Origin of the sequence: Brachybacterium avium, assembly GCF_002216795.1 — a bacterium.
In the GTDB taxonomy this organism is placed as follows: Bacteria; Actinomycetota; Actinomycetes; order Actinomycetales; family Dermabacteraceae; genus Brachybacterium; species Brachybacterium avium.
The window spans coordinates 3,429,933-3,453,662 of sequence record NZ_CP022316.1 but is presented as its reverse complement, the minus strand read 5'-3'; the positions used below and the strand labels follow the sequence as shown (position 1 = coordinate 3,453,662).

Genomic DNA, 23,730 nt, shown 5'->3' with positions numbered 1-23,730 from the left:
CACGTCACCGCCGCCCTCGCCGCCCGTCCAGCTGTGGCAGGCTCGAGCCATGACCGACTCCTCCCTCTCCACCCCGCTCCCGTCGACCTCGCGCGCGCCCGGCGGCGCCCCCACCGCGCCGCCGGTCAGCGACGAGCTGCGCGAGCACTTCGCCCCGATGCTGCCCGGGACGCTCCTCGAACGCTGCGGGATCGAGCTGCTCACCCTGGATGCGGGCGGCGGCACGGCGGCGATGCCGGTGGCGGGCAACATCCAGCCGGCCGGCCTCCTGCACGGCGGGGCGACGATCGCGCTGGCGGAGTCGATCGCCTCCTTCGCCGCGATCGTGCAGGCCCGCGAGGTCCACGGCGACGGAGCTCAGGCGGTGGGGACGTCGGTCTCGGCGCTGCACCACCGCTCCGCCCGCAGCGGGCGGGTGATCGCGTCCTGCACGCCGCTGCATCTGGGGCGTCAGGTGGCCAACTATCTGGTCGACGTCCACGACGAGCAGGGTCGGCTGCTGAGCACGGTGACAGTCGCCACCCAGCTGCTGCCGCCGCGCTGAGGACTGCTCAGCCGGCGGCTTCGAAGCTCGTCGCCGTCCCCTCCTCCAGCACGTTCTCCGCGGACCAGCCGTACCTGCGCATCTCGCCGATCCGAGCATCGGACCGGGGCCCCAGCTCCAGCTTCCCCGACCGGCCGACGTAGGCGACGGTGGCACGGCCCTGCGCCTCCAGGGCCGTCCTCATCACCCGCCGGCAGGCCTCGTAGTCGGTGCAGGACTCGGCCCCGGTGAGGATGCTCGGGACCGCCGCGGCCAGCGCCGTACCGGTGACCGAGAGCGCATGCTGCGCGGCCAGGCAGGCCATGGTGAAGGCGTCGTACCCCTGCTGCGAATAGGCATAGCCGGTGCGCAGGAAACCGCTGCTGCGGTTGAGCATCATCGCTTCGTGCTCGCCGGTGATCTCGCCCCCCGGTTGGAACCCGGCCGCCGAGGTGAGGCATTCCGGTGCCAGCTCCTCCGCGATCGGCAGCTGCGAGTAGTCGACGGTCGCGGCCGGGGAGAGCTGCGCCGGGATCTCGATGGTGCGTCGGCCGTCCTCGTCCGCGGTGGCCTCGTGCAGCGCGGAGAGGAAGGAGGCCGATTCCTGTCCGCCGTTGAGCACCAGCAGCGCCGGCGGCTCCTTCAGCACCTGCTTCACCCGGGCTCCGATGTCGCCGATATCGCCGACCGCGTAGAACTGCTCGGACACGATCCTGCCGCCGAGCGGATTGAGGTACAGCTCGAGCTCCTGCCGCAGGCTGCGGCCCTGGCTCGTGTCCTCGGAGACGAAGGCGACCGTTCCCTGGGCCCCGCCCTTGTCGGAGTCGGCGCCGAGCGCGATATCGCCGTACTGCACGGCAAGGATGCGATCATCCGGTGCCAGCCTCATCAGCAGGTTCGAGGTCTGCACCTCCTCGGCACGGACGTCCATGCCCGAAGTGAACACATCGATCACCGCCAGACCCGCTTCGACGACCGCGGGCATCGCCGCGATCAGCGACTCCTCGTCGATCGAGGTGATCAGGCAGGTTGCTCCCTCGCCCGCGAGGTCTTCGATGACCGGGGCGAGATCCTCACCGGGCTCCTGCATCACGTACCGGTCCAGGAGGACCACCTCATGGCCGAACAGCCCGCCCCAGCGGGCATTCACGTCGATCTGCGCCTCCTCGATGGAGACCGCGATCGCTTCCTCGAAGACGGCCATCCGGCCGTAGGCAGCGCCGATCTGGCCGATCACCAACGGGGTGTCGGGCTCGGTGAGCTTGGGGGCCGACGGGGGCGGTGAGGTCGGGCCGCCGCCGCGACGACCCGGCCCGCAACCGGTCAGCGCACCGGCTCCCAGGACCCCCGCCCCGAAGCCTCGCACCAGGTCACGTCGCGTGATCGCCATCGTCGTGCTGTTCCCCTCTCCGCCCGGCCCACCCCGGGCCCGGATGGTCCTGCTTCAGTCCTTCGGGCCGCCCAGCTGGTCCACGACCGCGTCGGCGACCTCCCGCATGGTCAGCCGACGATCCATCGAGGTCTTCTGGATCCAGCGGAACGCCTCGGGCTCGCTCAGGCCCATATTGGTCTGCAGCAGGCCCTTGGCCCGGTCCACGCGCTTGCGGGTCTCGAACCGCTCCCCCAGATCTGCGATCTCGGACTCCAGCTGGGTGATCTGCTGGTAGCGCGAGATGGCGATCTCGATCGCCGGCAGCAGATCCGCGGGGGTGAAGGGCTTGACGACGTAGGCCATCGCACCGGCATCACGGGCCCGCTCGACGAGCTCGGCCTGGGAGAAGGCGGTGAGCATCACGACGGGGGCGAGGTTGTCCTCGCCGATCCGCTCGGCTGCGGTGACGCCGTCCATCTGCGGCATCTTCACGTCCATCACCACGATGTCCGGTCGCAGCTCGCGGGCCTTGGCCACTGCCGCCTCGCCGTCGCCGACGGCGGCGATCACGTCGAAGCCCGCCTCCGTCAGCGTCTCGACGATGTCCATCCGGATGAGGCTCTCGTCCTCGGCCACGACCGCGGTGCGGCGCGGCGCGTCCGCCTGCGGCAGCGCATCGTCCTGGGCGTCGTCGGGGAGGGAAGTCGTATCGTCTGTCATGTCGCCCTGTGTCTCGAGAAGGGCCTCTCCAGGGGTGTCCAGCACCCACGGGGTCAAGGCCGGTGGTCATCAGCGGTATCCTAATCCAGCCCTCCTGCATGGGGGGTGAGCCGGGTTGGCGGAATGGTAGACGCGGCGCACTCAAAATGCGCTGTCCGCGAGGGCGTGCGGGTTCGAGTCCCGCACCCGGCACCTCGATCGCAGGGCTGTGGCCTGTGACCACGCGTGTTCTCCGCCCCGGGGAGGGGCTGATCCGAGCACGGTGTGCGCACGTGCTCCTGCGGAGCGCACGCAGGCCGCCCGGCAGACCACCGCGGACCGTCCTCCCCAGCGCCTGCCGGCTCCCCCGCGACGTGAGGCGTCCCACCCCGTGCCCGGCCGCGCCCCGGGGCCATGCGAGAGAGAACACTCATGTCCGAGCCGGCTGCGCACACCGATCCGCAGCGGCGCGCGAGGTGCCGAGAGATGCGCGTGGTGGTGTAGCCTTTCCGCAGTACAGAGCCGTACTGAGTCGCGAGAGCGGAGCCCATGGCAGTGTCATCCAAGAGCCCAGGCCACGTCGCCATCATCGGGGCCGGCATGTCCGGTCTCGCCACCGCCTGGCACCTGCTGGAGCAGGGGGTCGAGGTCACCGTCCTGGAGCGGGACGACGTCGCAGCCGGGTCGTCCTGGGGGAACGCGGGGTGGCTGACCCCAGCACTGACCCTGCCCCTGAGCGAGCCGTCGGTGCTGACCTACGGCCTCAAGGCGATGATCGACCCCTCCTCGCCGCTGTACGTCCCCCTGACCGCGGATCCGCGGCTGCTGCGATTCCTGCTCGGCTTCGCCCGCAACTGCACTCCCGGCAGGTGGCGTCGCGCCATGGGGATCTTCACCGAGGTCAACCGGGTCTCGCTGGACGCCTTCGACGAGCTCGACCTCGCCGAGCCGATCCATCCCGCACGCCCGTTCCTGGCCGCCTTCGCCACGGAGGAGGACCAGGCCGCTATGGTGCGCGAGTTCGACGGGGTCGCCCGCTCCGGGGGCACGGTCGAGTACGAGCTGCTCAGCGGCGCTCAGATGCGTGAGCACGAGCCCGTCCTGGCCGACGGCGTCACCGCAGGCATCGCCCTGCACGGGCAGCGGTTCATCGATCCCCCGCGGTATATGGCCTCGCTCGCCGAGGCGGTCGAGTCCCGCGGCGGGCGGATCCGTCGCGGCTTCGACGTCTCGGACATCCGCCAGCGCGGTGCCGGGGTCGACGTGCTGGACCGGTCCGGCGACTCCGTGCGCGCCGATCACGTCGTGATCGCCACCGGAGCATGGCTGGGTCGGCTCGCCCGCCGCTTCGGCATCCGCCAGGTCGTCCAGGCCGGTCGCGGCTACAGCTTCACCGTCCACCCCGAGACGATGCCGACCCACCCGCTGTACTTCCCCACCCAGCGCGTGGCCTGCACGCCCCTGGGGGACCGCTTCCGGGTCACCGGGATGATGGAGTTCCGTGACGCCGACGCTCCTCTGGACCCGCGGCGGATCCAGGCGGTGATCGACGCGGTCCGGCCCATGTATCAGGGGATCGACTGGGAGGATCGTCAGGAGGAGTGGGTCGGGTCCCGGCCCTGCACCGCCGACGGCCTGCCCCTGGTGGGTCGCACCCGGGACTCCCGGGTGAGCATCGCGGGCGGTCACGGGATGTGGGGCATCGCGCTCGGTCCCCTGACAGGCAAGATGCTCGCCGGTCAGCTGACCGGCGCTCAGCCGCCGGCCGTCATGAAGCACTTCGACCCGCTGCGCTGAGAGTGCGATGGCGGCACCCCGCAGCCAGTGGGCCGCCGGGTGCCGCCGTCGCGGACCGTCACTCGTCTCAGCTGTGCACGCCGGAGGCGATCCGATCCGCTTCGATGCGGGCGGACTCGGTGCCGTCGAGGTCGCCGATGCGGTGCACGCGCAGGGTGTTGGTGGAGCCGTGCACGCCGGGAGGGGAGCCGGCGGCGACGATGACCAGATCGTTCTTCTGCAGCCCCTTCTGCTCGCGCAGCAGGTTGTCGACCTTGCCGACCATCGCGTCGGTGTCGTTCTGCATCGGCACCAGGTGCGATTCGATGCCCCAGGTCAGCGACAGCTGACGGGCGACCTCCGGATACGGGGTCAGCGCCAGCAGCGGGATGCTGGGACGCAGGCGGGACAGGCGCCGGGCGGTGTCACCGGACTCGGTGAACGTCACCAGGTACTGGGCGGAGAGCTGGTCGCCGATCTCGGCGGCCGCCCGGGTGATCGCGCCACCGCGGGTGTGCGGGATGGTGCCCAGCGGGAGGATGCGGTCCGCGCCGTTCTCCTCGGTGTTGGTGATGATGCGGGCCATGGTGCGCACGGCCTCGAAGGGGTACTTGCCCACGCTGGTCTCGCCGGAGAGCATGACCGCGTCGGCCCCGTCGAGGATCGCATTGGCGCAGTCCGACGCCTCGGCGCGGGTGGGCCGCGGGCTCTCGATCATGGACTCGAGCACCTGGGTGGCCACGATCACGGGCTTCGCATTGCGGCGGGCCAGCTCGATGGCGCGCTTCTGGACCAGCGGGACCTGCTCCAGCGGCAGCTCGACGCCCAGATCGCCGCGGGCGACCATGATGCCGTCGAAGGCGCCGACGATCGAGCGCAGCGCGCGCACGGCCTGCGGCTTCTCGATCTTCGCGATCACCGGCACCCGGCGGTCCTCCTCCTGCATGATCCGCAGGACGTTATCCATGTCATGGGCGTCGCGGACGAAGGACAACGCCACCAGATCCGCGCCGAGGCCCAGGCCGAAGCGGAGGTCCGCCACGTCCTTCTCGCTCATCGCGGGCACGGACACGGCCACGCCCGGCAGGTTGATGCCCTTGTTGTTCGAGACGGGCCCCGGCACCTCGACGATGGTCACGACGTCGGTCTCGGTCACCTCGGTGACGCGCACGGAGACCTTGCCGTCGTCGATCAGCAGGACGTCCCCGGGGCGGCAGTCGCCCGGCAGTCCCTTGAAGGTCGTCGAGACGCGCTCGCGGGTGCCTTCGATGTCGTCCGTGGTGATGGTGAGGGAATCGCCGACCTCGAGCTGGTGCGGCCCGTCGGAGAACCGGCCCAGGCGGATCTTGGGACCCTGGAGGTCCACCAGCACGGCGACGTTCTTCCCGAGGTCCTCGGCGGCGCGACGGATGTTCGCGTACACCTGCGCGTGATCGTCGTGCGTGCCATGGCTGAAGTTCATCCGGGCCACGTTCATCCCGGCCTCGATCAGGGTGCGGATCTGCTCGTAGGTGCCCGTGGCGGGACCGAGTGTGCAGACGATCTTCGCTTTGCGCATGTCAACCCATCTGTAGTTCGTGTGAGGGCCGCGTTCCCTCCCGGGACAGCGCACGAACGCCGCAGGAGGGCCGCGGCATCGCGTGTTCTTCACCCTAGTCTTTCACATTGTGACGGGCTTCTCGCCGGGGCCCACGGGACGCGGCAGCGAGGTGCTCCCCATCAGGTGCTCATCCACCGCTGCGGCACAGGCCCGCCCCTCGGCGATCGCCCAGACGATGAGGCTCTGACCTCGGGCGCAGTCGCCGGCGGTGAAGATGCCGGGCACCGTCGTGGTCCAGTCGGCATCGTGCACGACGGTGCCCCGTGAGGTGATATCCACTCCCAGGGCCTCCAGGAGTCCCTCGCTGCGGGCGGCGGTGAAGCCCATCGCGATCAGCACCAGGGTGGCGGGCAGCACCGTCTCGGTCCCGGGGTGGGCATGCGGGCGCCCTCGACGTGACGGGTGCGGGAGACGACCAGCCCGCTCACCGCGCCCCGATCGTCGGCCCGGAAGCCGGTGGTCGAGGCGAGGTAGGAGCGCTGCCCGCCCTCCTCGTGGGCGGTGGAGACCTCGAACAGCAGCGGATGGGTGGGCCAGGGCTGGGTCTCATCGCGCTCGGTGGGCGGCTGGGTGCCGATCGCGAGCGTGGTCACCGAGCGGGCGCCCTGGCGCAGCGCAGTGCCCAGGCAGTCGGCGCCGGTGTCGCCGCCGCCGATGATCACCACGTCCTTCCCCTCCGCGGTGAGCGGGTCATCGATCCGGTCGCCCTCGACCAGGCGGTTCGCCTGGGTGAGGTAGTCCATCGCGGGATGGATCCCGGCGGCGCCGCGGCCGGGCACCGTCAGCTCCCGGGGCACGCTCGCGCCGGTGGCCAGGACCACCGCATCGAAGCGGGAGCGCAGCTCTTTCGCGCTCAGCGCGCCCTGCCCCGTCCCGCCGACGTCGACCCCGGTGCGGAAGCGGGTGCCCTCGGCGCGCATCTGCTGCAATCGCCGCTCGAGATGGCGCTTCTCGAGCTTGAACTCCGGGATCCCGTAGCGCAGCAGGCCGCCGATCCGGTCATCCCGTTCCAGGACCACCACGGAGTGGCCGGCACGGGTCAGCTGCTGGGCGGCGGCGAGCCCGGCCGGTCCGGAGCCGACCACTGCCACCGAGCGGCCCGTCTGCCGCGAGGGCTCGACGGGCTGGACCCAGCCCTCCACGAAGGCCCGGTCGATGATGGAGACCTCGACGTTCTTGATCGTCACCGGGGGCTGGTTGATCCCCAGCACGCAGCTGGACTCGCAGGGTGCCGGGCAGGCCCGGCCGGTGAACTCCGGGAAGTTGTTGGTCGCGTGCAGGCGCTCACCGGCCTCCTTCCAGTCCTCGCGGTAGACGAGGTCGTTCCACTCCGGGATCAGGTTGCCCAGCGGGCAGCCCTGATGACAGAAGGGGATGCCGCAGTTCATGCAGCGTCCCGCCTGCCGGGAGACCACGTCCAGGGTGCCCTGCTCCCGGGCCTCGTACACCTCGCGCCAGTCCATCAGTCGCAGCGGGACGGGGCGGCGGGCGGGCAGCTCCCGATCGCGCTCGCGCAGGAATCCTCGGGGATCAGCCATGGGTGGCCTCCATGATCTCGTTCCAGACGGTGTTCGCATCGGGATCCTCGCCCCGCGCCGCCGCGTCCTCGCGCAGGGCGGTGATGGTGAGGAAGGGGCGCGGCGCGATCTCGGTGAGCCGCTCCAGCAGCTCCTCCTCGTGCTCGAGCAGCGCGGTCGCCCGGTCGGAGCCGGTGCGCGCGGCGTGGTCGGCCACCGCCTCGAGCACGAACCTCCGGTGCTCGGGACGCACCGGCGTGACCGCGAAGCCGGCCGCGTCCACCGGGTTCAGGCGGGCGGGGTCGAGGTCGAGGACGAACAGGGTGCCGCCGCTCATCCCGGCGCCGAGGTTGCGGCCCGTCGGCCCCAGCACCAGCATGGCGCCACCGGTCATGTACTCCGCGCCGTGGTCGCCGATGCCCTCCACGACCAGGGTGGCCCCGGAGTTGCGCACCCCGAACCGCTCCCCCGCGGCGCCGGCCAGCAGCAGACGGCCGCTGGTCGCACCGTAGGCGCAGGTGTTGCCGGCGATCGGGGCGGAGGTCAGCGAGGGGGCGGTCCCGGGCCCGTGGCCGACGGCGATGATGCCGCCGGAGAGGCCCTTGCCGACATAGTCGTTGGCATCCCCTCTGAGGTGCATGCTGATCCCGCGCGGCAGGAAGGCGCCGAAGGACTGCCCGCCGGTCCCCTCGAGGTCCAGCATGATCGAGTCGTCGGCCAGGCCGTCGCCGCCGGTGCGGCGGGTGACCTCGTGACCGAGCAGGGTGCCGGCGCTGCGCTGGATGTTGCGCAGGGTGTCCCGCAGATGCACGGTCTCGGCGTTGCCCTCGAGCACGGCCTCGGCGCGGGCGATCCAGGGATGGTCGGGGGCACGGTCCAGCTGGTGGTCCTGGCCGCGCCGCCGACGGGGGAAGTCTCCCTCGTGGACCGTCGGTGGAGCGAGGATCGCCGTGAGGTCCAGCCCTTCGCGCTTGGCGGCGCCGAGCACGGTGGCGGCCCGGTCGCCCTCGGACAGGGCGAGGAGGTCGCCGCGCCCGACCGCCTCGTCGAGGGTGCGCAGCCCCAGCGCCGCCAGATGCTCGCGCACCTGCTCCGCGATGAAGCGGAAGAAGGTCACCACGTGCTCCGCCTTCCCGGTGAAGCGCTCGCGCAGCTCGGGATTCTGGGTGGCCACGCCGACGGGGCAGGTGTCCAGGTGGCAGACGCGCATCATCACGCAGCCGGAGACCACCAGCGGTGCGGAGGCGAAGCCGAACTCCTCCGCCCCCAGCAGCGCGGCGATCACGACGTCGCGGCCGGTCTTCAGCTGGCCGTCGACCTGCACCGTGATCCGGTCCCGCAGACCGTTCAGCAGGAGGGTCTGCTGGGTCTCCGCCAGGCCCAGCTCCCAGGGGGTCCCGGCGTGCTTGAGGGAGTTCAGCGGGCTGGCGCCGGTGCCCCCGTCGTGGCCCGAGATCAGGACCACGTCCGCATGTGCCTTGGAGACGCCGGAGGCGACGGTGCCGACCCCGAAGCGGGAGACCAGCTTGACGTGCACGCGGGCCGCGGGGTTCGCGGACTTCGCGTCGTGGATCAGCTGGGCGAGGTCCTCGATCGAGTAGATGTCGTGGTGCGGCGGCGGCGAGATCAGTCCGATCCCGGGGGTCGAGTGCCGGGTGCGGCCGATCCACGGATACACCTTCTCCGGGGGCAGCTGCCCTCCTTCCCCGGGCTTGGCGCCCTGGGCGATCTTGATCTGGATGTCCGTGGCGGAGGTGAGGTACTCGCTGGTGACCCCGAAGCGGCCGGAGGCGATCTGCTTGATCGCGCTGCGGCGCTCCGGATCCCGCAGGCGCTCGGGATCCTCGCCGCCCTCACCGCTGTTGGACATGCCGCCCAGGCGGTTCATCGCGATCGCGAGGGTCTCGTGCGCCTCCTGCGAGATCGAGCCGTAGCTCATCGCCCCGGTCATGAAGCGTCGGGTGATGGCCTCCACCGGCTCGACCTCGTCCAGCGGCACCGGCTCCTGCTCGCGGGTGCGCAGCCGCAGCAGCCCGCGCAGCGTCATCAGCCGCTGGTGCTGGTCGTCGACCTCATCGGTGTAGCGGCGGAACTCCTCGTACTGCCGGGTGCGGGTGGAGTGCTGCAGGCGGAACACCGCCTCGGGGGTGAACAGGTGCGGCTCCCCCTCGCGGCGCCACTGGTACTCGCCGCCGACGGGGAGGGCGCGGTGCGCGGGCCGCTGGCCGTCCACCGGATAGGCCAGGGCGTGGCGGGCCGCGTTCTCGGCGGCGATCACGTCCAGGGTGATCCCGCCGATGCGGCTGATGGTGCCGGGGAACCAGTCGTCCACGAGCTGCTGGGCGAGGCCGACGGCCTCGAAGATCTGGGCGCCGCGATAGGAGGCGACGGTCGCGATGCCCATCTTGGACATGATCTTCAGGACCCCCTTGCCGAGGGCCCGGTTGAGGTTCGCGACCGCCTGCGCAGGGGTGAGATCGCTGATCACGCCGCGGTCGACGAGCTCCTCGACGCTCTCCATCGCGAGATAGGGGTTGACCGCGCTCGCGCCGTAGCCGATGAGCAGGGCCGCGTGGTGCACCTCCCGCACGTCCCCCGCCTCGACCAGCAGGGCCGCGGCGGTGCGGTGGCCGGTGCGCACCAGGTGGTGCTGGATCGCGCTGGTCAGCAGCAGGGACGGGATCGGGGCGAGCACCTGGTTCGCGTCGCGGTCCGAGAGCAGCAGGAAGGTCGCGCCGTCGTCGATCGCGGTCACGGCCTCCTCGCACAGCTCGCGCAGTCGCTGCTCGAGCGCGGCTGCGCCGCCGCCGACGGGGTACAGGCCGCGCAGGCGCACGGTGCGGAAATCGGCGGTGGCCGGGTTCGCGTCGATCGAGACGATCTTCGCGAGCTCGTCGTTGTCCAGGATCGGGAAATCCAGGGCCAGCTGACGGGCATGCTGCGCGGTGGCGCCCAGCAGGTTGCGTGAGCGGCCGATAGCGATGCCGAGCGAGGTGACGATCTCCTCCCGCAACGAGTCCAGCGGCGGGTTGGTGACCTGGGCGAACATCTGCGTGAAGTAGTCGAACAGCAGCCGCGGACGCTCCGAGAGCGCCGCGATGGGGGTATCGGTGCCCATCGCCCCGAGCGGTTCGGCGCCCTTCGCGGCCATCGGGGCGAGCAGGACTCGCAGCTCCTCCTCCGTGAATCCGAAGGTCTGCTGGCGGCGCACGACGGAGGAGCGGGAGTGGGTGATGTGTTCGCGCGCGGGCAGCTCCGCGAGCGTCACCTTCTGCTCCCGCACCCAGGTGCGGTAGGGATGTTCGGTGGAGATCGCCCGGGTGAGCTCCTCGCTGGGGACGATCTGCCCGCGTTCGAGGTCGAGCAGGAAGATCTCCCCCGGCGCGACCCGGCCCGTGCGGACGATGGCGCTGCGCGGCACGTCCACCAGCCCGGTCTCGGAACCGAGCACGATCAGGTCGTCGTCGGTCACCCAGTAGCGCAGCGGCCGCAGCCCGTTGCGGTCCAGCCTCGCACCCACGCGCGCGCCATCGGTGAAGACCACGGCGGCGGGACCGTCCCACGGTTCCTGGAGCGCCGCGTGGTACTCGTAGAAGGCCCGCAGGTCCGGGTCCATCGAGGCATCGTTCTCCCACGGCTCGGGGATGAGCATCATCAGCGAGTGCGCGAGGGAGCGGCCGCTGAGGTGCAGCAGCTCGAGCGCCTCGTCCAGGCCGGCGGAGTCGGAGGCACCGGGGGTGTTCACCGGCAGCAGCCGGGCGAAGTCCTCGCCGAAGGCGTCGGTGGCCATGGAGCCCTCGGCGGCGCGCAGCCGGTTGCGGTTGCCGATCACGGTGTTGATCTCGCCGTTGTGCGCGAGGGTGCGGAACGGTTGGGCCAGCGGCCAGGACGGGAAGGTGTTGGTGGAGAAGCGGGAGTGGACGATCGCGATCCGGGTCGCGAATCGGGGATCGCGCAGATCGGGGTAGAACTCGTCGAGCTGGGCCGGGGTGAGCATGCCCTTGTAGACCATCACCCGGGTGGACAGGGAGGGGAAGTAGCCGGCGGTGCTGTGCTCGACGCGGCGACGCACGGCGAAGGCGGCGCGCTCGAGGGCGAGCCCGCTGCGCTCGCCGGCGGTGTCGGCGAGGAAGACCTGGACCATGTCGGGGCGCACCGCCTCGGCGGAGGGGCCCACGAGTCCTTCGACGATCGGGACCTCGCGGGTGCCCAGCAGCTGCAGCCCCTCCTCCTGCGCGATCCGGGCGAGCATGCCGAGCACCTGCTCGCGGCCGGCGCGGTCGCGGGGCAGGAAGGCGATACCGGCCGCATAGGAGCCGGTGGGCGGCAGCGGGATCCCGCTGACCGCGCGCAGGAAGGCATCGGGCAACTGGACGATGATGCCGGTCCCGTCGCCGGTGTCCTCCTCGGCGCCGACGGCGCCGCGGTGCTCCAGGTTGCGCAGCGCGGTCAGGGCATGCTCGAGGACGTGGTGTCCGGGATCGTGGAGGGTGGCGATCATGGCCACGCCGCAGGAGTCGACCTCGGACCCGGGGTGGTAGAGCCCGTGCGGGGCGGGGAGGGCGGAGAAACGAGAGGAGAGGGGGAGCATGACGCAGTCAGCCCTTCGGGTCGAGCGGCCGGTGACGGGGTCGTCGTGGACGACGTGCACCCGTCCTGGGGCGCGTCTCCCGCTCCGGCGATCTGCGTCGCTCGAGGGTGTGCGTCCCTAGGGTCCGGGTGCCGGATCCGTGCCGGGAGAAGGGGGCGTGCCCGACTTCTCCACCTCGTCCTCATCGGGCCCACCGCCATCGGTCTGGGCGGGCAGCTCGAAGGAGCCGTCGGCGGCGACGACCTCTCCCCCGCGGCGCTGCTTGCGGCGGGTGAGCACGACGAACACCGCGATGCCGACCAGTGCCATCACGATCGCGACCAGGGTGTGGATGCGCAACGGCCCCACCATCAGCACCGGCTCGGTGCGGATGGCGTCGATCCAGGCACGGCCGATGGAGTAGATCGCGACGTAGGCCCAGAAGACCCTGCCGCCGGCCCACCGGTAGCGGCGGCTGAGCAGCAGCAGCACGGCGATCCCGGCGAGGTTCCACAGCTGCTCGTACAGGAAGGTCGGATGGTAGGTGCCGGGGACGCAGCCCCCGATGGTCGCCCCGTTCGTCACGCAGGTGACGTTCCACGCCCACCAGGTGTCCAGCGGCGGGCCGTAGAGCTCCTGGTTGAACCAGTTGCCGAAGCGGCCCAGCACCTGGGCGATCAGCAGGGTGGGAGCGACGGTGTCTGCGAGTGCGGTGAAGGAGACGCCCTTGTGCCGCGCCATGAACCACACCGCGAGCGCCCCACCGGCCACGCCGCCGTAGATCGCGAGGCCGCCCTGCCAGATGTAGAGCACCGCGAGCGGGTTCCCGTCCGGGCCGAAGAACGGTTCCGGGGAGGTGAGGACGTGCCAGATGCGGGAGCCGACGATGCCGGCGATGACCGCGACGAAGATGATGTCGAACAGGGTGTCGCCATCCCCGCCGCGCGCCTCCCACCGCTTCGTCGCCCACCACATCGCCACCGCGATCCCGGAGAGGATGCACAGGGCATAGAAGTGGATCGTCAGCGGTCCGAGGGAGAGCGCGGAGATCGACGGGCTGGGGATCATGTCCGTCCTCCGCTCAGGTCTCGGTGCGGGCGCGCTCGACGCCGGCGCGCAGATCGTCGGCCACCGCCGCCAGGGCGGTGCGGGCCGCCGTGTCGTCGCCCTCGTTGTCGATCAGCGCACGCACGAAGGCGGACCCGACGATCACTCCATCAGCGTACGCGCCCACCTGCGCGGCCTGCTCACCGTTCGAGACGCCCAGGCCCACGCAGACGTTCTTCGCCCCGGCCGCACGGGACCGCTCGACCAGGCCCTCCGTGGCGGCGGAGACGCTCGCGCGGGTGCCGGTGACGCCCATGGTGCTCGCGGCGTACACGAAGCCGCGTGTGTGCGAGGCCACGTACGCGAGGCGGTCGCGCGGGGAGCTCGGGGCGACCAGGAAAACGCGGTCCACCCCGTGCTGCTCGCTGGCGGTGATCCAGTCGGCGCCTTCGTCGGGGATGAGGTCGGGGGTGATCACGCCGGCTCCGCCGGCGGCCGCGAGGTCACGCGCGAAGGCGTCGGGGCCGTAGGCGAGGATCGGGTTCCAGTAGCTCATCACCAGGATCGCGGCGCCGCGGCCGGAGAGGGCCTCGACGGCTTCGAGCACGTGGCGGGTGCGGGTGCCGCCGGCCAGGGCGGCGGAGGCGGCCTGCTGGATCACGGCACCGTCCATGACGGGGTCGGAGTACGGCAGGCCCAGCTCGATCATGTCGGCGCCGTGGTCGATGAGGATCCTGGCTGCCTCGATCGAACGCTCGAGGTCGGGGTAGCCGACGGGCAGGTAGGCGATGAGGGCGGCACGGTTCTCGCCGCGGGCGCGGTCCAGGACCTCCTCGGCCCGCAGCCGGGCGGTGTCGGCGGTGGTCATGTCGGCGGCGGTCATCATGACTCCTCGTGCTTCTGTGCTGCCCTCTCGGGGCTGGTCTCGCGCGCGGCGGCCCGCAGCGCGGACAGGTCGGCGCGGGCCGGCTCGTCCCCCACCAGGCCGAACCAGGTCGAGGCGGTGTCGACGTCCTTGTCCCCGCGGCCGGAGAGGCTCACCAGGATCACGGCGTCCTCGCCGAGCTCGCGGCCCAGCTGGAGAGCGCCGGCCAGGGCGTGCGCGGATTCGATCGCGGGCATGATGCCCTCGGTCATCGACAGCAGCGCGAAGGCATCCATCGCCGGTCCGTCGTCGACGGCCCGGTACTCGGCGCGGCCGATGTCGGCCAGCCAGGCGTGCTCGGGGCCGACGCTGGGGTAGTCCAGCCCGGCGGAGACGGAGTGGGACTCGATGGTCTGGCCGTCCTGGTCCTGCATCACGAAGCTGCGGGAACCGTGCAGCACCCCGGCAGTGCCGCCGGTGATGGTCGCCGAGTGGTGACCGGAGGAGATGCCGTCCCCGCCGGCCTCACAGCCGATCAGCCGCACCAGCGGGTCGGTGTCGTCGAGGAAGGCGTGGAAGATCCCCATGGCGTTGGAGCCGCCGCCGACGCAGGCGACAACCGCATCGGGCAGCCGGCCCACCCGCTGCAGGGTCTGGGCCCGGGCCTCCTCGCCGATGATGCGGTGGAAGTCGCGGACCATCGCCGGGAAGGGATGCGGGCCGGCAACGGTGCCCAGCAGGTAATGGGTGGTATCGACGTTGGCGACCCAGTCGCGGAACGCCTCGTTGATCGCGTCCTTGAGGGTGCGCGAGCCCTGCTGGACGGGGACCACGTCCGCACCCAGCAGGCGCATGCGGGCCACGTTCAGGGCTTGGCGTTCGGTGTCCTCGCCACCCATGTAGATGGTGCAGTCCAGCCCGAACAGCGCCGCGGCGGTGGCGGTGGCGACGCCGTGCTGGCCGGCTCCGGTCTCGGCGATCACCCGGGCCTTGCCCATCCGCTTGGTCAGCAGCGCCTGGCCCAGCACGTTGTTGATCTTGTGGCTGCCGGTGTGGTTCAGGTCCTCCCGCTTCAGCAGGATCCGGGCACCGCCGGCGAACCGGGAGAAGCGCGGAGCCTCCGAGAGCAGGGAGGGCCGCCCCGTGTACTCGGCGGCCAGCTGGCGCAGCTCGGCAGTGAACTCCGGGTCGACGATCGCCTTCTCGTACACCTCGATGAGCTCGTCGAGCGCCGGGACCAGCGCCTCCGGCAGGAAGCGTCCTCCGAAGTCCCCGAAGTACGGGCCGGTCTCGGAGCGCAGCTCGGATGTGGGCCGGGTGAGGTCCAGGCGGACGTCCTCCGGGGCGATACGTTCGGGATCGGAGATGCTCATGCCTGAGCTCCTTCCGGGAGGGGGCGGCCGCGACGGGCCACCCGACAGTACGAGCCGACGGCAGCGGCGGGGTCGCCGGAGGTGACCAGCGCCTCGCCGACCAGGACGCCGTCAGCGCCGGCCGCGGCGTACGCCTCGACGTCGGTGACCGAGGCCACCGCTGATTCGCCGATCGCGAGCGGCCCGGCGGGGATCCCGCGCAGCAGCTCCGCCGCCCGGCCGAGGTCGACGGTGAGGTCCTTGAGGTTGCGGGCGTTGACGCCGATGATCTCCGCGTCCAGGGCGAGCGCCCGCTCGAGCTCGGGCGCGGTGTGGGTCTCCACCAGCGCCTGCATCCCGAGCTCGGCAGCGAGGTCGTACAGGTCCCGCAGCTGGGTGTCCTCGAGTGCGGCGACGATCAGCAGCACCAGGTCGGCGCCGTGGGCTCGTGCCTCGTACATCTGATACGGCTCGACCATGAAGTCCTTGCGCAGCACCGGGATGCCGACCCGGGCCCGCACCGCATCGAGGTCGGCGAGCGTGCCGCGGAACCGGCGCTGCTCGGTGAGCACGCTGATCGCGCCGGCACCCGCTCCGGCGTATGCCGCGGCGAGCTCGGCGGGTTCCGGGATCTCCGCCAGGGCCCCCTTGGACGGGCTGGACCGTTTGACCTCGGCGATCAGGCCCATGGTGGTGCCGTCGCCGCGCAGCCGCGCAGCGGTGTCCAGGGCCGGCGGCGCGGCCTGGGCCAGGCGCACGATCTCGGCGTCCGGCACGGCGGCACGCCGGACCGAGAGATCCTCCCGCACGCCGACGATGATCTCGTCGAGGACGGTTCCGGTGGTGGTCACGCAGGCCTCCTGCAGCAGGTCGGGGTGGCATGGCGCCGGGGCGCCGCCGCAGATGTCGGGGGCGGGGTCAGCCGCCCACGTACGAGATCGGGGCCAGGAACCAGAACATCGGCAGGTTCCGCAGCACCGCGTACAGGACGGCGATCCCGACCAGCACCAGCAGCACCGTGTTGGAGGGCAGCAGATTCGTGCGCAGCCCGCGCGAGCGCCGTACGGCCCAGGCCACCAGACCGATCCCGGCCAGCGGGATCGCCGTGGTCACCAGCGCGTTGTTCCGCAGGGCGAGCAGCGGGTCACCGGCGAGCAGAGCATGCACGGAGCGGATCGCTCCGCAGCCGGGGCACTCCAGGCCGGTGAGGTGGTTCAGCACGCACAGCGGGATATGGGTGCGGAACGGATCGAAGACCAGCTGCACCGCGATGGCGAGGGTGGCTCCGGAAGCGATGATCGCGAGCGGGAGCAGCAGCTGACGCGGGCCCCTGGCAGGGGCGGTGAGCGCTGTCGTGCCGTGCTCCTGCCGCGCCGGCGAGGTCACCTCGCGTCGGCCTCGGCAGGATGTGCTGCGCGCGCGTTGCGGTCGGAGCTGCCGGAGGCCGTGGCGGCGGCCTGTGCCTCGCCGTAATGCCGGGGCTGGCCGAGGCCGGTCCGGGACAGCACCAGGCCGATGATGACGGCCACCAGGACGACGGCGGCGCCCACCCAGATCAGGATGTTCAGGCCCGCGAAGACCATTCCGACGCCGATCGCGAGGGCGCCCAGCACGATGCCGAGGTTCATGGTCCAAGCCGCGACGGTCTTGCCCTCGTTGTGGTGGGGCGGCGGCGGCACAGCGTAGCTCTTCGGCATGTTCCTTCTCCAGTCTGGGTCCCGGTCGAGCCCATTGTGCCACGCCACCGGGGGATGGATGGTCCATCGTCCATCGGCGCGTGCGAGGTGTCGCGCACCCGGTGAGCGGCATCACCGGGACGTCGGCGTCTCCTCCGGACCGGGGACGTCCCGCGGGCGCGGAGGCGTCTGCTCCCAGGGCTCCTGGGCGCTGGGGGTCTCCTGGGCGCTGGGGTCCTCCCCGCGGGTGAGGGCGTCCCATGCCGCCGCAGGGTCGTCCGCCGGGTCTGCAGCGGTCGTGACGGCGGCGCTGCGGTAGCGGTCCCGGCGTGGCCAGGTGCCTCCCGCGAGCAGCACCAGCACTCCGACAGCCAGCACCGCGAGCGAGGGTGCCAGGGCCAGCAGGGGCCAGGCGGTGGTCTCGGCTCCGAGCGCGGAGCCGACCACGCCGGTGGCGGAGGTGACGGCGGAGCCCGCCGCGGCGGCGGGCTCACGCACGACGGCGAACGCCGCGAGCATCGCCCCGGCCCCGGTCAGCAGCAGCACGGGACCGGTCAGGAAGCGCAGCCAGCTGGAGGACAGAGAGGTGGCCAGCGAGGCGGCGATCGCCACCAGCGACAGGGCCAGCACCGCCGGGGCGGCATCCGCTCCGAGCACGTCGACCTGTTGCAGGGTGCCGGTCAGGTCCGGTGCCGTCGCATCGATCCAGGTGGTGCGGGTGGTCCCGGCCAGCAGTGCGGAGGCCGCGGTGCCGGCGAGGACGGTGGTGCGCCGGCCGGGCAGGCCGCGTCGGGCGGCGGGCTCCTGCGCGCTCATGCCGGACGCAGCGTGTCGGCGGCAGCGGCGGCTCGCAGTGCGGCGGCGGCCTTCGACTGCGTCTCGCGATGCTCCATGGTGGCGTCCGAATCGGCGACCACTCCCCCGCCGGCCTGCACGTGGGCGGTGCCGTCCTTGATCACGGCGGTGCGGATCGCGATCGCCATATCCATGTCGCCGGCGAAGTCGAAGTAGCCCACGGTGCCTCCGTAGACACCGCGCCGCACCGGCTCGAGCCGGTCGATGATCCGCATCGCGGAAGGCTTCGGGGCGCCGGAGAGCGTTCCTGCCGGGAACGTGGCCCGCAGCGCGTCGTAGGCCTCGACGTCCTCGCGCAGCGTCCCGGTGACCGTGGAGACGATGTGCTGGATGTGGGAGAAGCGCTGCAGGTGCATGAAGTCGCGCACCACCACGGTCCCGGGCGCACAGAACTTCTGCAGGTCGTTGCGGGCGAGGTCGACGAGCATCAGGTGCTCGGAGCGCTCCTTGGGATCGGCGAGCAGCTCGGCCCCGAGCCGCTCGTCCTCCTCCGGGGTGGTGCCGCGCGGTCGTGAGCCCGCGATCGGATGCGTGGTGGCGGTGGTCCCCCTCACGGTCACCAGGGACTCCGGGCTTGCCCCGACCACGTCGATGGGCTCCCCCTCCGCGTCGACGGTGCGCAGCAGATACATGTACGGGCTGGGGTTCATGCGCCGCAGCACGCGATAGACGTCCAGCGGATCTGCGGCGATCGGCAGCGAGAACCGCTGCGAGGGGACCACCTGGAAGATCTCGCCGTCGATGATGTCGCGGACAGCCTCGTGCACGGCCTGCTCGTACTCGAGCTGCGAAGTGCGGGCCTTGGGTTCGAGCTCGCGCACGGTGTCGTAGACCACCGCACCGCCGGCGATAGGGGTGCGCAGCCGTTCCCGCATGACCTCCAGCCGGGCGAGGGCGTCGTCATAGGCGGCGTCCACGCCGTCATCGGTGGCGTTGAGGTTCAGGGCGTTGGCGACCAGCACCACGGTGGAGTCGTGCGCGTCGTGGACCACGACATCCTGCGCCAGCAGCATCGACAGGTCGGGCAGCCCGATCTCGTCCGGCGGGGACGCGGCGAGCTTCTCCCAGTGCCTGACGGCGTCATAGGCGACGAAGCCGACCATGCCGCCGGAGAACGGCGGCAGGTGGGGTTGCCGGGCGGCGCGGAACTCGCCGGTCACTGCGCGCAGGGCCTCCACCGGGCTGCCGGAGGTGGGGACTCCGGCAGGGACGTCGCCGCGCCAGTGCGCCTGCCCGTCGCGCTCGGTGAGGACGGCGCGGGCCCGGGTGCCGATGATCGAGAAGCGGGAGGCTTCGCCCTCCCCGGCGGATTCGAGCAGGAAGGTGCCGCGAGTGCCGCCGTCGTCCGTCAGTCGGCGGTAGAGGGAGACCGGGGTGTCCTCGTCGGCCAGCAGCCGCACGCTGAGCGGGACCACCCGCTGGCGTGCGGCCAGCGCCCGGAAGGTCTCGCGATCGGGACGATGACGCCGAGGGCGTCGCCCTCGCGGCCCCCGACCTGCTCGGGATAGGCCTCTGCGCGGGCAGTGCGATCGTTCATGAGGTGCGCTCCGTGGGATCCAGGACGAGGGCGCCCAGGTCGCCGCCGTCGAAGCAGGTGTCGGTGCCGCGGTGGCAGGCCGCCCCGACCTGGTCGACGCTCACCAGCAGGGTGTCGCCATCGCAGTCCAGGGCGACCGAGCGCACCCACTGGACGTGCCCGCTGGTGTCACCCTTGCGCCAGTATTCGCTGCGGGAGCGGGACCAGTAGGTGACGCGTCCGGTGCTCAGGGTGCGGCGCAGCGCCTCGTCATCCATCCAGCCGACCATCAGCACACGGTGATCGGTGGCGTCCTGCACCACGGCGGTGAGCAGTCCGGCGTCGTCGTGCTTGAGGCGCGAGGCGAGAGCGGGGTCGAGGCGGGGATCGGGCGTGGTCACAGGGCGCGCTCCAGCTCCTCGGCACGGTCCGTGCGCTCCCAGGTGAACTCGGGCAGCTCGCGACCGAAATGCCCGTGCACCGAGGTCAGGGAGTAGATCGGGCGCAGCAGGTCCAGCGCGTCGATGAGCGCGGCGGGACGCAGGTCGAAGACCTTCCGGACGGCGGCGGCGATCTGGTGCGAGGGGACGTGCCCGGTGCCGAAGGTCTCGACGTACAGGCCCACCGGCTCGGCGACGCCGATGGCGTAGGCGACCTGCACCTCGCAGCGGTCGGCGAGCCCCGCGGCGACGATGTTCTTGGCCACCCAGCGCATCGCGTAGGCGCCGGAGCGGTCCACCTTCGAGGGGTCCTTGCCGGAGAACGCGCCGCCGCCGTGACGGGCCATGCCGCCGTAGGTGTCCACGATGATCTTGCGCCCGGTCAGCCCCGCATCACCCTTGGGGCCGCCCAGCACGAAGCGGCCGGAGGGGTTGATGTGGGTGACCACCCCGGAGGTGTCCAGGCCGAGGTCCTCGAGGTCCTCGAGCACCGGGGCGATGACGACCTTCGAGATCGCCGGGGCCAGCTGGCTGTCGAGGTCCACCTCGGCGCTGTGCTGGGTGGAGACCACGATCGCGTCGACGCTGCGGGCCACGCCGTCCTCGTCGTAGCCGATCGAGACCTGGGTCTTGCCGTCCGGGCGCAGGTACGGGAGCACGTCATCGCGGCGAGCCGCGGAGAGGTTGCGGGTGAGGCGATGAGCGGCATGGATGGGCAGCGGCATCAGCTCGGGGGTGTCGCGGCAGGCGTAGCCGAACATCAGCCCCTGGTCACCGGCGCCGAGCCTCGCGAAGGTCTCCGCCGCCACGTCCCCGCGAGCTTCGAAGGAGGTGTCGACCCCCTGGGCGATGTCCGGGGACTGGGCGCCGATGGAGACTTCGATGCCGCAGGAATCGGCGTCGAAGCCCTTCTCGGAGGAGTCGTAGCCGATCTCGCGGATCACGTCGCGCACGATCGTCGCGACATCGCTGTACCCGCTGGTGCGGACCTCACCGGCGACGTGCACGAGCCCGGTGGTCACCATGGTCTCCACGGCCACGCGGGCATCGCGGTCCTGGGCCAGCAGATCATCGAGGATCGCGTCGGAGATCTGATCGCAGATCTTGTCGGGATGGCCTTCGGTGACCGATTCGGACGTGAAGGTGCGCAGCTCGCTGGTGGTCATGGGGTTCAGGGTACTTCCGGCAGGGCGGGCAGGAGCTCATCGAGGACGGCGTGGGCGACGAGGGTCTTGGAGCCCTCGGCGCGGGCGAGCTCCTCGCCGCCGCGGTCCAGGATGCGCACGGAGTTGTCGGTGGCGCCGAACACCCCGGCGGTGATGTCGTTGAAGACCAGCAGATCCGCGCCCTTGCGGCGAGCCTTCTGCCGCGCCAGGTCCAAGGCGCTGCTGCCCCCTCCCCCGGTCTCGGCGGCGAATCCGACGATCACCGGGCGCCCCGATCCGGCCTCTGTGCGCTCGAGCACACTGAGTCGCAGGATGTCCTGGGTGCGGCGCAGGGCGAGCACGGGCACCGCCTCGCTGTCGTCCCCGGCGGATTCGTCCTTCTTGATCTTGGAGTCGGACCGCTCGGCGGCGGTGAAGTCCGCGACCGCGGCCGCCATCACCAGAGCGTCGACCTGGCCGCGATGCTCGGCGACCAGTGCGGCGAGCTCGGCAGCGCTGCCCACATCCAGGCGCAGGGCACCGGGCGGGGTCTCCAGCTCCACGTTCGCAGCGATCAGGCGCACGCGGGCGCCACGGGCGAGCGCGGCATGGGCGAGTGCCCAGCCCTGCCTGCCCGAGGAGTGGTTGGCGAGGTAGCGGACCGGGTCGAGGTCCTCCCGGGTGCCGCCGGCGGTGATCAGCAGCTCCCGACCCATTAGGTCGCGGCGGACGGCGCCGCGCGCATCCCGGGGCGCGGCGATCGCTGCGCGGGCGGCCTCGAGGATCGCCTCGGGTTCGGGGAGCCGGCCCGCGCCGGAGTCGGGACCGGTGAGCCGGCCGACGGCCGGTTCCAGCACGATCAGACCGCGCTCGCGCAGCACGGCGACGTTCTCGACCGTGGAGGGGTGCTCCCACATCTCGGTGTGCATCGCCGGTGCCACCACGATCGGGGTGCGGGCGACCAGGGCGGAAGCGGTCAGCAGGTCATCGGCGCGGCCGATCCGCAGGCGGGCCAGCAGATCGGCCGTGGCGGGCGCGATCACCATCAGCTCGGCCTCCTGGCCGAGGCGGACGTGAGCGACCTCGTCGACGTCCTCGAAGACCGAGGTCAGCACCGGATGGTGGCTGAGCGCCTCCCAGGTCGCGGCCCCGATGAACTCGAGGGATGCGGTGGTGGGGATGACCCGGACATCGGCCCCGTCACCGACAAGACCGCGCACCAGGTGCGCGGTCTTGTAGGCGGCGATGCCTCCCCCGACACCGACCAGGACGCGGGCACCGTCGAAGGTGCGCAGCTCGCTGCTCATCGGATCACTCGGCGGGAGCCGGGATCAGAGCGGGAAGTCGGTCGGCGGGATCTCGGGGGCGTCGTCGCCGAGCATCAGCGGGGCCGGAGCGTTGGGGTCCGGCTCGTTCTGCGCGGCGTACTCCTCCTCGTCGATCTCGCGGATCGTGAGCAGGTTCTCGTCGATCTCCCGCAGGGCGATCGAGAGCGGCTTCTCCTGGTTCTCGACGTCCACCAGCGGGCCGACGAACTCCAGCAGGCCCTCGGAGAGCTGCGAGTAGTACGAGTTGATCTGGCGGGCGCGCTGCGAGGCGTACAGCACCAGGGCGTACTTCGAGTCGACGGTCTCCAGGAGACGGTCGATCGGGGGGTTCGTGATGCCTTCGGGATGTGCGACTGTTCCGGCCACGGATGTCCCTTCGTGAGATATGACGTGCGACGCTTCAGGATACGCCCTTCCCCTGCCGAGGACGAGGGCACGGGCGGCGGAGGTCAGGTGAGGTCGCGCACGCCGAGCAGGCGCGCCAGCTCAGCGGCGGCCCGATCCACGGTGTCGTTGACGATCGTGACGTCGAACTCGTCCTCCGCGGCGAGCTCGACCCGCGCGGTCGCCAGGCGGCGCTCGCGCTCCTCCGCATCTTCGGTGCCACGGCCCACCAGCCGGTCCACGAGCGTGTCCCAGTCCGGCGGGGCGAGGAACACGAACTGCGCCTCGGGCAGGGAGTCGCGGACCTGCCGGGCGCCGGCCAGGTCGATCTCCAGCAGCACCGGGCGCCCTTCGGCGACCTTCTGCTCGACGGGACCTCGCGGGGTTCCGTACTTGTTGCGACCGTGCACCACCGCCCACTCCAGCATCTGGCCGTTCTCGATCAGGGAGGAGAACTCCTCCTCGCTCACGAAGCGGTAGTGGACGCCATCCACCTCACCGGGGCGCGGAGCCCGGGTGGTCGCGGAGACGGACAGCCAGATCTCGGGGTACCGGGCACGGATCGCTGCGGAGACGGTGCCCTTGCCGACCGCGGTGGGTCCGGCCAGGACAGTGACCGGGGTCGATGCCGTCTCGGCATCGACCCCGGCGGAGGGATCACTCACTCTGCGAAATGCGCGACGAGCTTCTCTGCCTGGTGAGAACCGAGGCCGCGGATCTTGCGCGAGGGGGAGATGCCGATCTCCTCCATGATCTGCTGCGCCTTGACCTTGCCGACGCCCGGGAGGGCTTCCAGCAGCGCGGAGACGCGGAGGCGACCGACGATCTCGTTGTCCTCGGCCTCCTTGAGGACCTTCTTGATCTCCTCGCCGCGGTGACCGGCGCTGTCCTTCAGGCGAGCCTTGATGGCGGCGCGCTCGCGACGAGCTTCGGCCGCCTTCTTCAGGGCATCGGCCCGCTGCTCAGGGGTGAGGGGAGGGAGAGCCACTGTTCTTACCTCTTGTTCTCTTGCTGGTGACGTGGAGATCCGGGAGGACCTCGATGTGGGAAGAGCGTAACCCCATA

The 23,730-nt window shown here is 71.5% G+C and carries 20 protein-coding genes, 1 tRNA gene and 1 pseudogene; 3 read left to right on the top strand and 19 right to left on the bottom strand.

Going from position 1 to position 23,730, the window contains the following annotated elements:
* Positions 1-49: 49 nt before the first annotated feature.
* Entirely contained in the window at positions 50-544 is a 495-nt protein-coding gene (locus CFK39_RS15455; protein WP_089066208.1) for a hotdog fold thioesterase, read from the top strand.
* A gap of 7 nt (positions 545-551) precedes the next feature.
* Here the strand turns inward: CFK39_RS15455 and CFK39_RS15450 are convergent, their stop codons facing one another.
* On the bottom strand, positions 552-1,913 hold the full coding sequence (locus CFK39_RS15450) for an ABC transporter substrate-binding protein (RefSeq protein ID WP_089066207.1): 1,362 nt from the start codon (positions 1,911-1,913) through the stop codon (positions 552-554).
* 54 nt (positions 1,914-1,967) lie between these two features.
* Entirely contained in the window at positions 1,968-2,615 is a 648-nt protein-coding gene (locus CFK39_RS15445; RefSeq protein WP_089066206.1) for an ANTAR domain-containing response regulator, read from the bottom strand.
* A gap of 109 nt (positions 2,616-2,724) precedes the next feature.
* On the opposite strand from CFK39_RS15445, the gene CFK39_RS15440 reads away from it, so the two are divergent.
* A tRNA-Leu gene (locus CFK39_RS15440) sits at positions 2,725-2,807 on the top strand.
* 336 nt (positions 2,808-3,143) lie between these two features.
* Positions 3,144-4,391: an NAD(P)/FAD-dependent oxidoreductase gene (locus CFK39_RS15435; protein ID WP_089066205.1), complete on the top strand. Its 1,248-nt coding sequence runs from the start codon at positions 3,144-3,146 to the stop codon at positions 4,389-4,391.
* Positions 4,392-4,458: 67 nt separating this feature from the next.
* Here the strand turns inward: CFK39_RS15435 and pyk are convergent, their stop codons facing one another.
* The 17 genes and pseudogenes from pyk to mihF all read right to left on the bottom strand — a co-directional run bounded on the left by pyk (position 4,459) and on the right by mihF (position 23,653).
* Positions 4,459-5,928 carry a pyruvate kinase gene (gene pyk / locus CFK39_RS15430; protein ID WP_089066204.1) on the bottom strand — a complete coding sequence of 490 codons (1,470 nt, stop codon included), beginning with the start codon at positions 5,926-5,928 and terminating at the stop codon, positions 4,459-4,461.
* Between the two features lie 102 nt (positions 5,929-6,030).
* A pseudogene (locus tag CFK39_RS15425) lies at positions 6,031-7,508 on the bottom strand (glutamate synthase subunit beta).
* A complete protein-coding gene (gltB, locus tag CFK39_RS15420; protein ID WP_089066477.1) occupies positions 7,501-12,078 on the bottom strand; it encodes a glutamate synthase large subunit in 4,578 nt (1,525 codons plus the stop codon). Before gltB ends, CFK39_RS15425 begins: the two are co-directional and overlap by 8 nt.
* 117 nt (positions 12,079-12,195) lie before the next feature.
* The gene (lgt, locus tag CFK39_RS15415; protein ID WP_089066203.1) at positions 12,196-13,125 is read right to left on the bottom strand and encodes a prolipoprotein diacylglyceryl transferase; all 930 of its coding nucleotides are present in this window, start codon (positions 13,123-13,125) and stop codon (positions 12,196-12,198) included.
* Between the two features lie 13 nt (positions 13,126-13,138).
* Positions 13,139-13,972 (bottom strand): tryptophan synthase subunit alpha, encoded by an 834-nt coding sequence (trpA, locus tag CFK39_RS15410; protein WP_089066476.1) that lies wholly within the window; start codon positions 13,970-13,972, stop codon positions 13,139-13,141.
* A gap of 14 nt (positions 13,973-13,986) precedes the next feature.
* Positions 13,987-15,342: a tryptophan synthase subunit beta gene (trpB, locus tag CFK39_RS15405; protein ID WP_089066202.1), complete on the bottom strand. Its 1,356-nt coding sequence runs from the start codon at positions 15,340-15,342 to the stop codon at positions 13,987-13,989.
* Positions 15,339-16,172: an indole-3-glycerol phosphate synthase TrpC gene (gene trpC, locus CFK39_RS15400; RefSeq protein ID WP_089066201.1), complete on the bottom strand. Its 834-nt coding sequence runs from the start codon at positions 16,170-16,172 to the stop codon at positions 15,339-15,341. Before trpC ends, trpB begins: the two co-directional genes overlap by 4 nt.
* 67 nt (positions 16,173-16,239) lie before the next feature.
* Positions 16,240-16,707, bottom strand: a complete 468-nt coding sequence (locus CFK39_RS15395) for a DUF2752 domain-containing protein (RefSeq protein WP_089066200.1) — start codon at positions 16,705-16,707, stop codon at positions 16,240-16,242.
* The gene (locus CFK39_RS15390) at positions 16,704-17,018 is read right to left on the bottom strand and encodes an HGxxPAAW family protein (RefSeq protein ID WP_089066199.1); all 315 of its coding nucleotides are present in this window, start codon (positions 17,016-17,018) and stop codon (positions 16,704-16,706) included. Before CFK39_RS15390 ends, CFK39_RS15395 begins: the two co-directional genes overlap by 4 nt.
* Before the next feature lie 111 nt (positions 17,019-17,129).
* Positions 17,130-17,813 (bottom strand): Trp biosynthesis-associated membrane protein, encoded by a 684-nt coding sequence (locus tag CFK39_RS15385; RefSeq protein WP_089066198.1) that lies wholly within the window; start codon positions 17,811-17,813, stop codon positions 17,130-17,132.
* Complete coding sequence (trpE, locus tag CFK39_RS15380) at positions 17,810-19,267, bottom strand: anthranilate synthase component I (protein WP_338027687.1); 1,458 nt, start codon at positions 19,265-19,267, stop codon at positions 17,810-17,812. Before trpE ends, CFK39_RS15385 begins: the two co-directional genes overlap by 4 nt.
* A gap of 118 nt (positions 19,268-19,385) precedes the next feature.
* On the bottom strand, positions 19,386-19,769 hold the full coding sequence (gene hisI / locus CFK39_RS15375) for a phosphoribosyl-AMP cyclohydrolase (RefSeq protein WP_089066197.1): 384 nt from the start codon (positions 19,767-19,769) through the stop codon (positions 19,386-19,388).
* Positions 19,766-20,974 carry a methionine adenosyltransferase gene (gene metK, locus CFK39_RS15370; RefSeq protein ID WP_089066196.1) on the bottom strand — a complete coding sequence of 403 codons (1,209 nt, stop codon included), beginning with the start codon at positions 20,972-20,974 and terminating at the stop codon, positions 19,766-19,768. The genes hisI and metK overlap by 4 nt, the downstream gene beginning before the upstream one ends.
* A gap of 5 nt (positions 20,975-20,979) precedes the next feature.
* A complete protein-coding gene (coaBC, locus tag CFK39_RS15365) occupies positions 20,980-22,260 on the bottom strand; it encodes a bifunctional phosphopantothenoylcysteine decarboxylase/phosphopantothenate--cysteine ligase CoaBC (RefSeq protein ID WP_089066195.1) in 1,281 nt (426 codons plus the stop codon).
* A 24-nt stretch (positions 22,261-22,284) separates the two neighbouring features.
* The gene (gene rpoZ / locus CFK39_RS15360; protein ID WP_089066194.1) at positions 22,285-22,647 is read right to left on the bottom strand and encodes a DNA-directed RNA polymerase subunit omega; all 363 of its coding nucleotides are present in this window, start codon (positions 22,645-22,647) and stop codon (positions 22,285-22,287) included.
* Between the two features lie 83 nt (positions 22,648-22,730).
* The gene (gmk, locus tag CFK39_RS15355) at positions 22,731-23,330 is read right to left on the bottom strand and encodes a guanylate kinase (RefSeq protein ID WP_089066193.1); all 600 of its coding nucleotides are present in this window, start codon (positions 23,328-23,330) and stop codon (positions 22,731-22,733) included.
* Entirely contained in the window at positions 23,327-23,653 is a 327-nt protein-coding gene (mihF, locus tag CFK39_RS16500) for an integration host factor, actinobacterial type (protein WP_089066192.1), read from the bottom strand. The genes gmk and mihF overlap by 4 nt, the downstream gene beginning before the upstream one ends.
* Between the last annotated feature and the right edge of the window lie 77 nt (positions 23,654-23,730).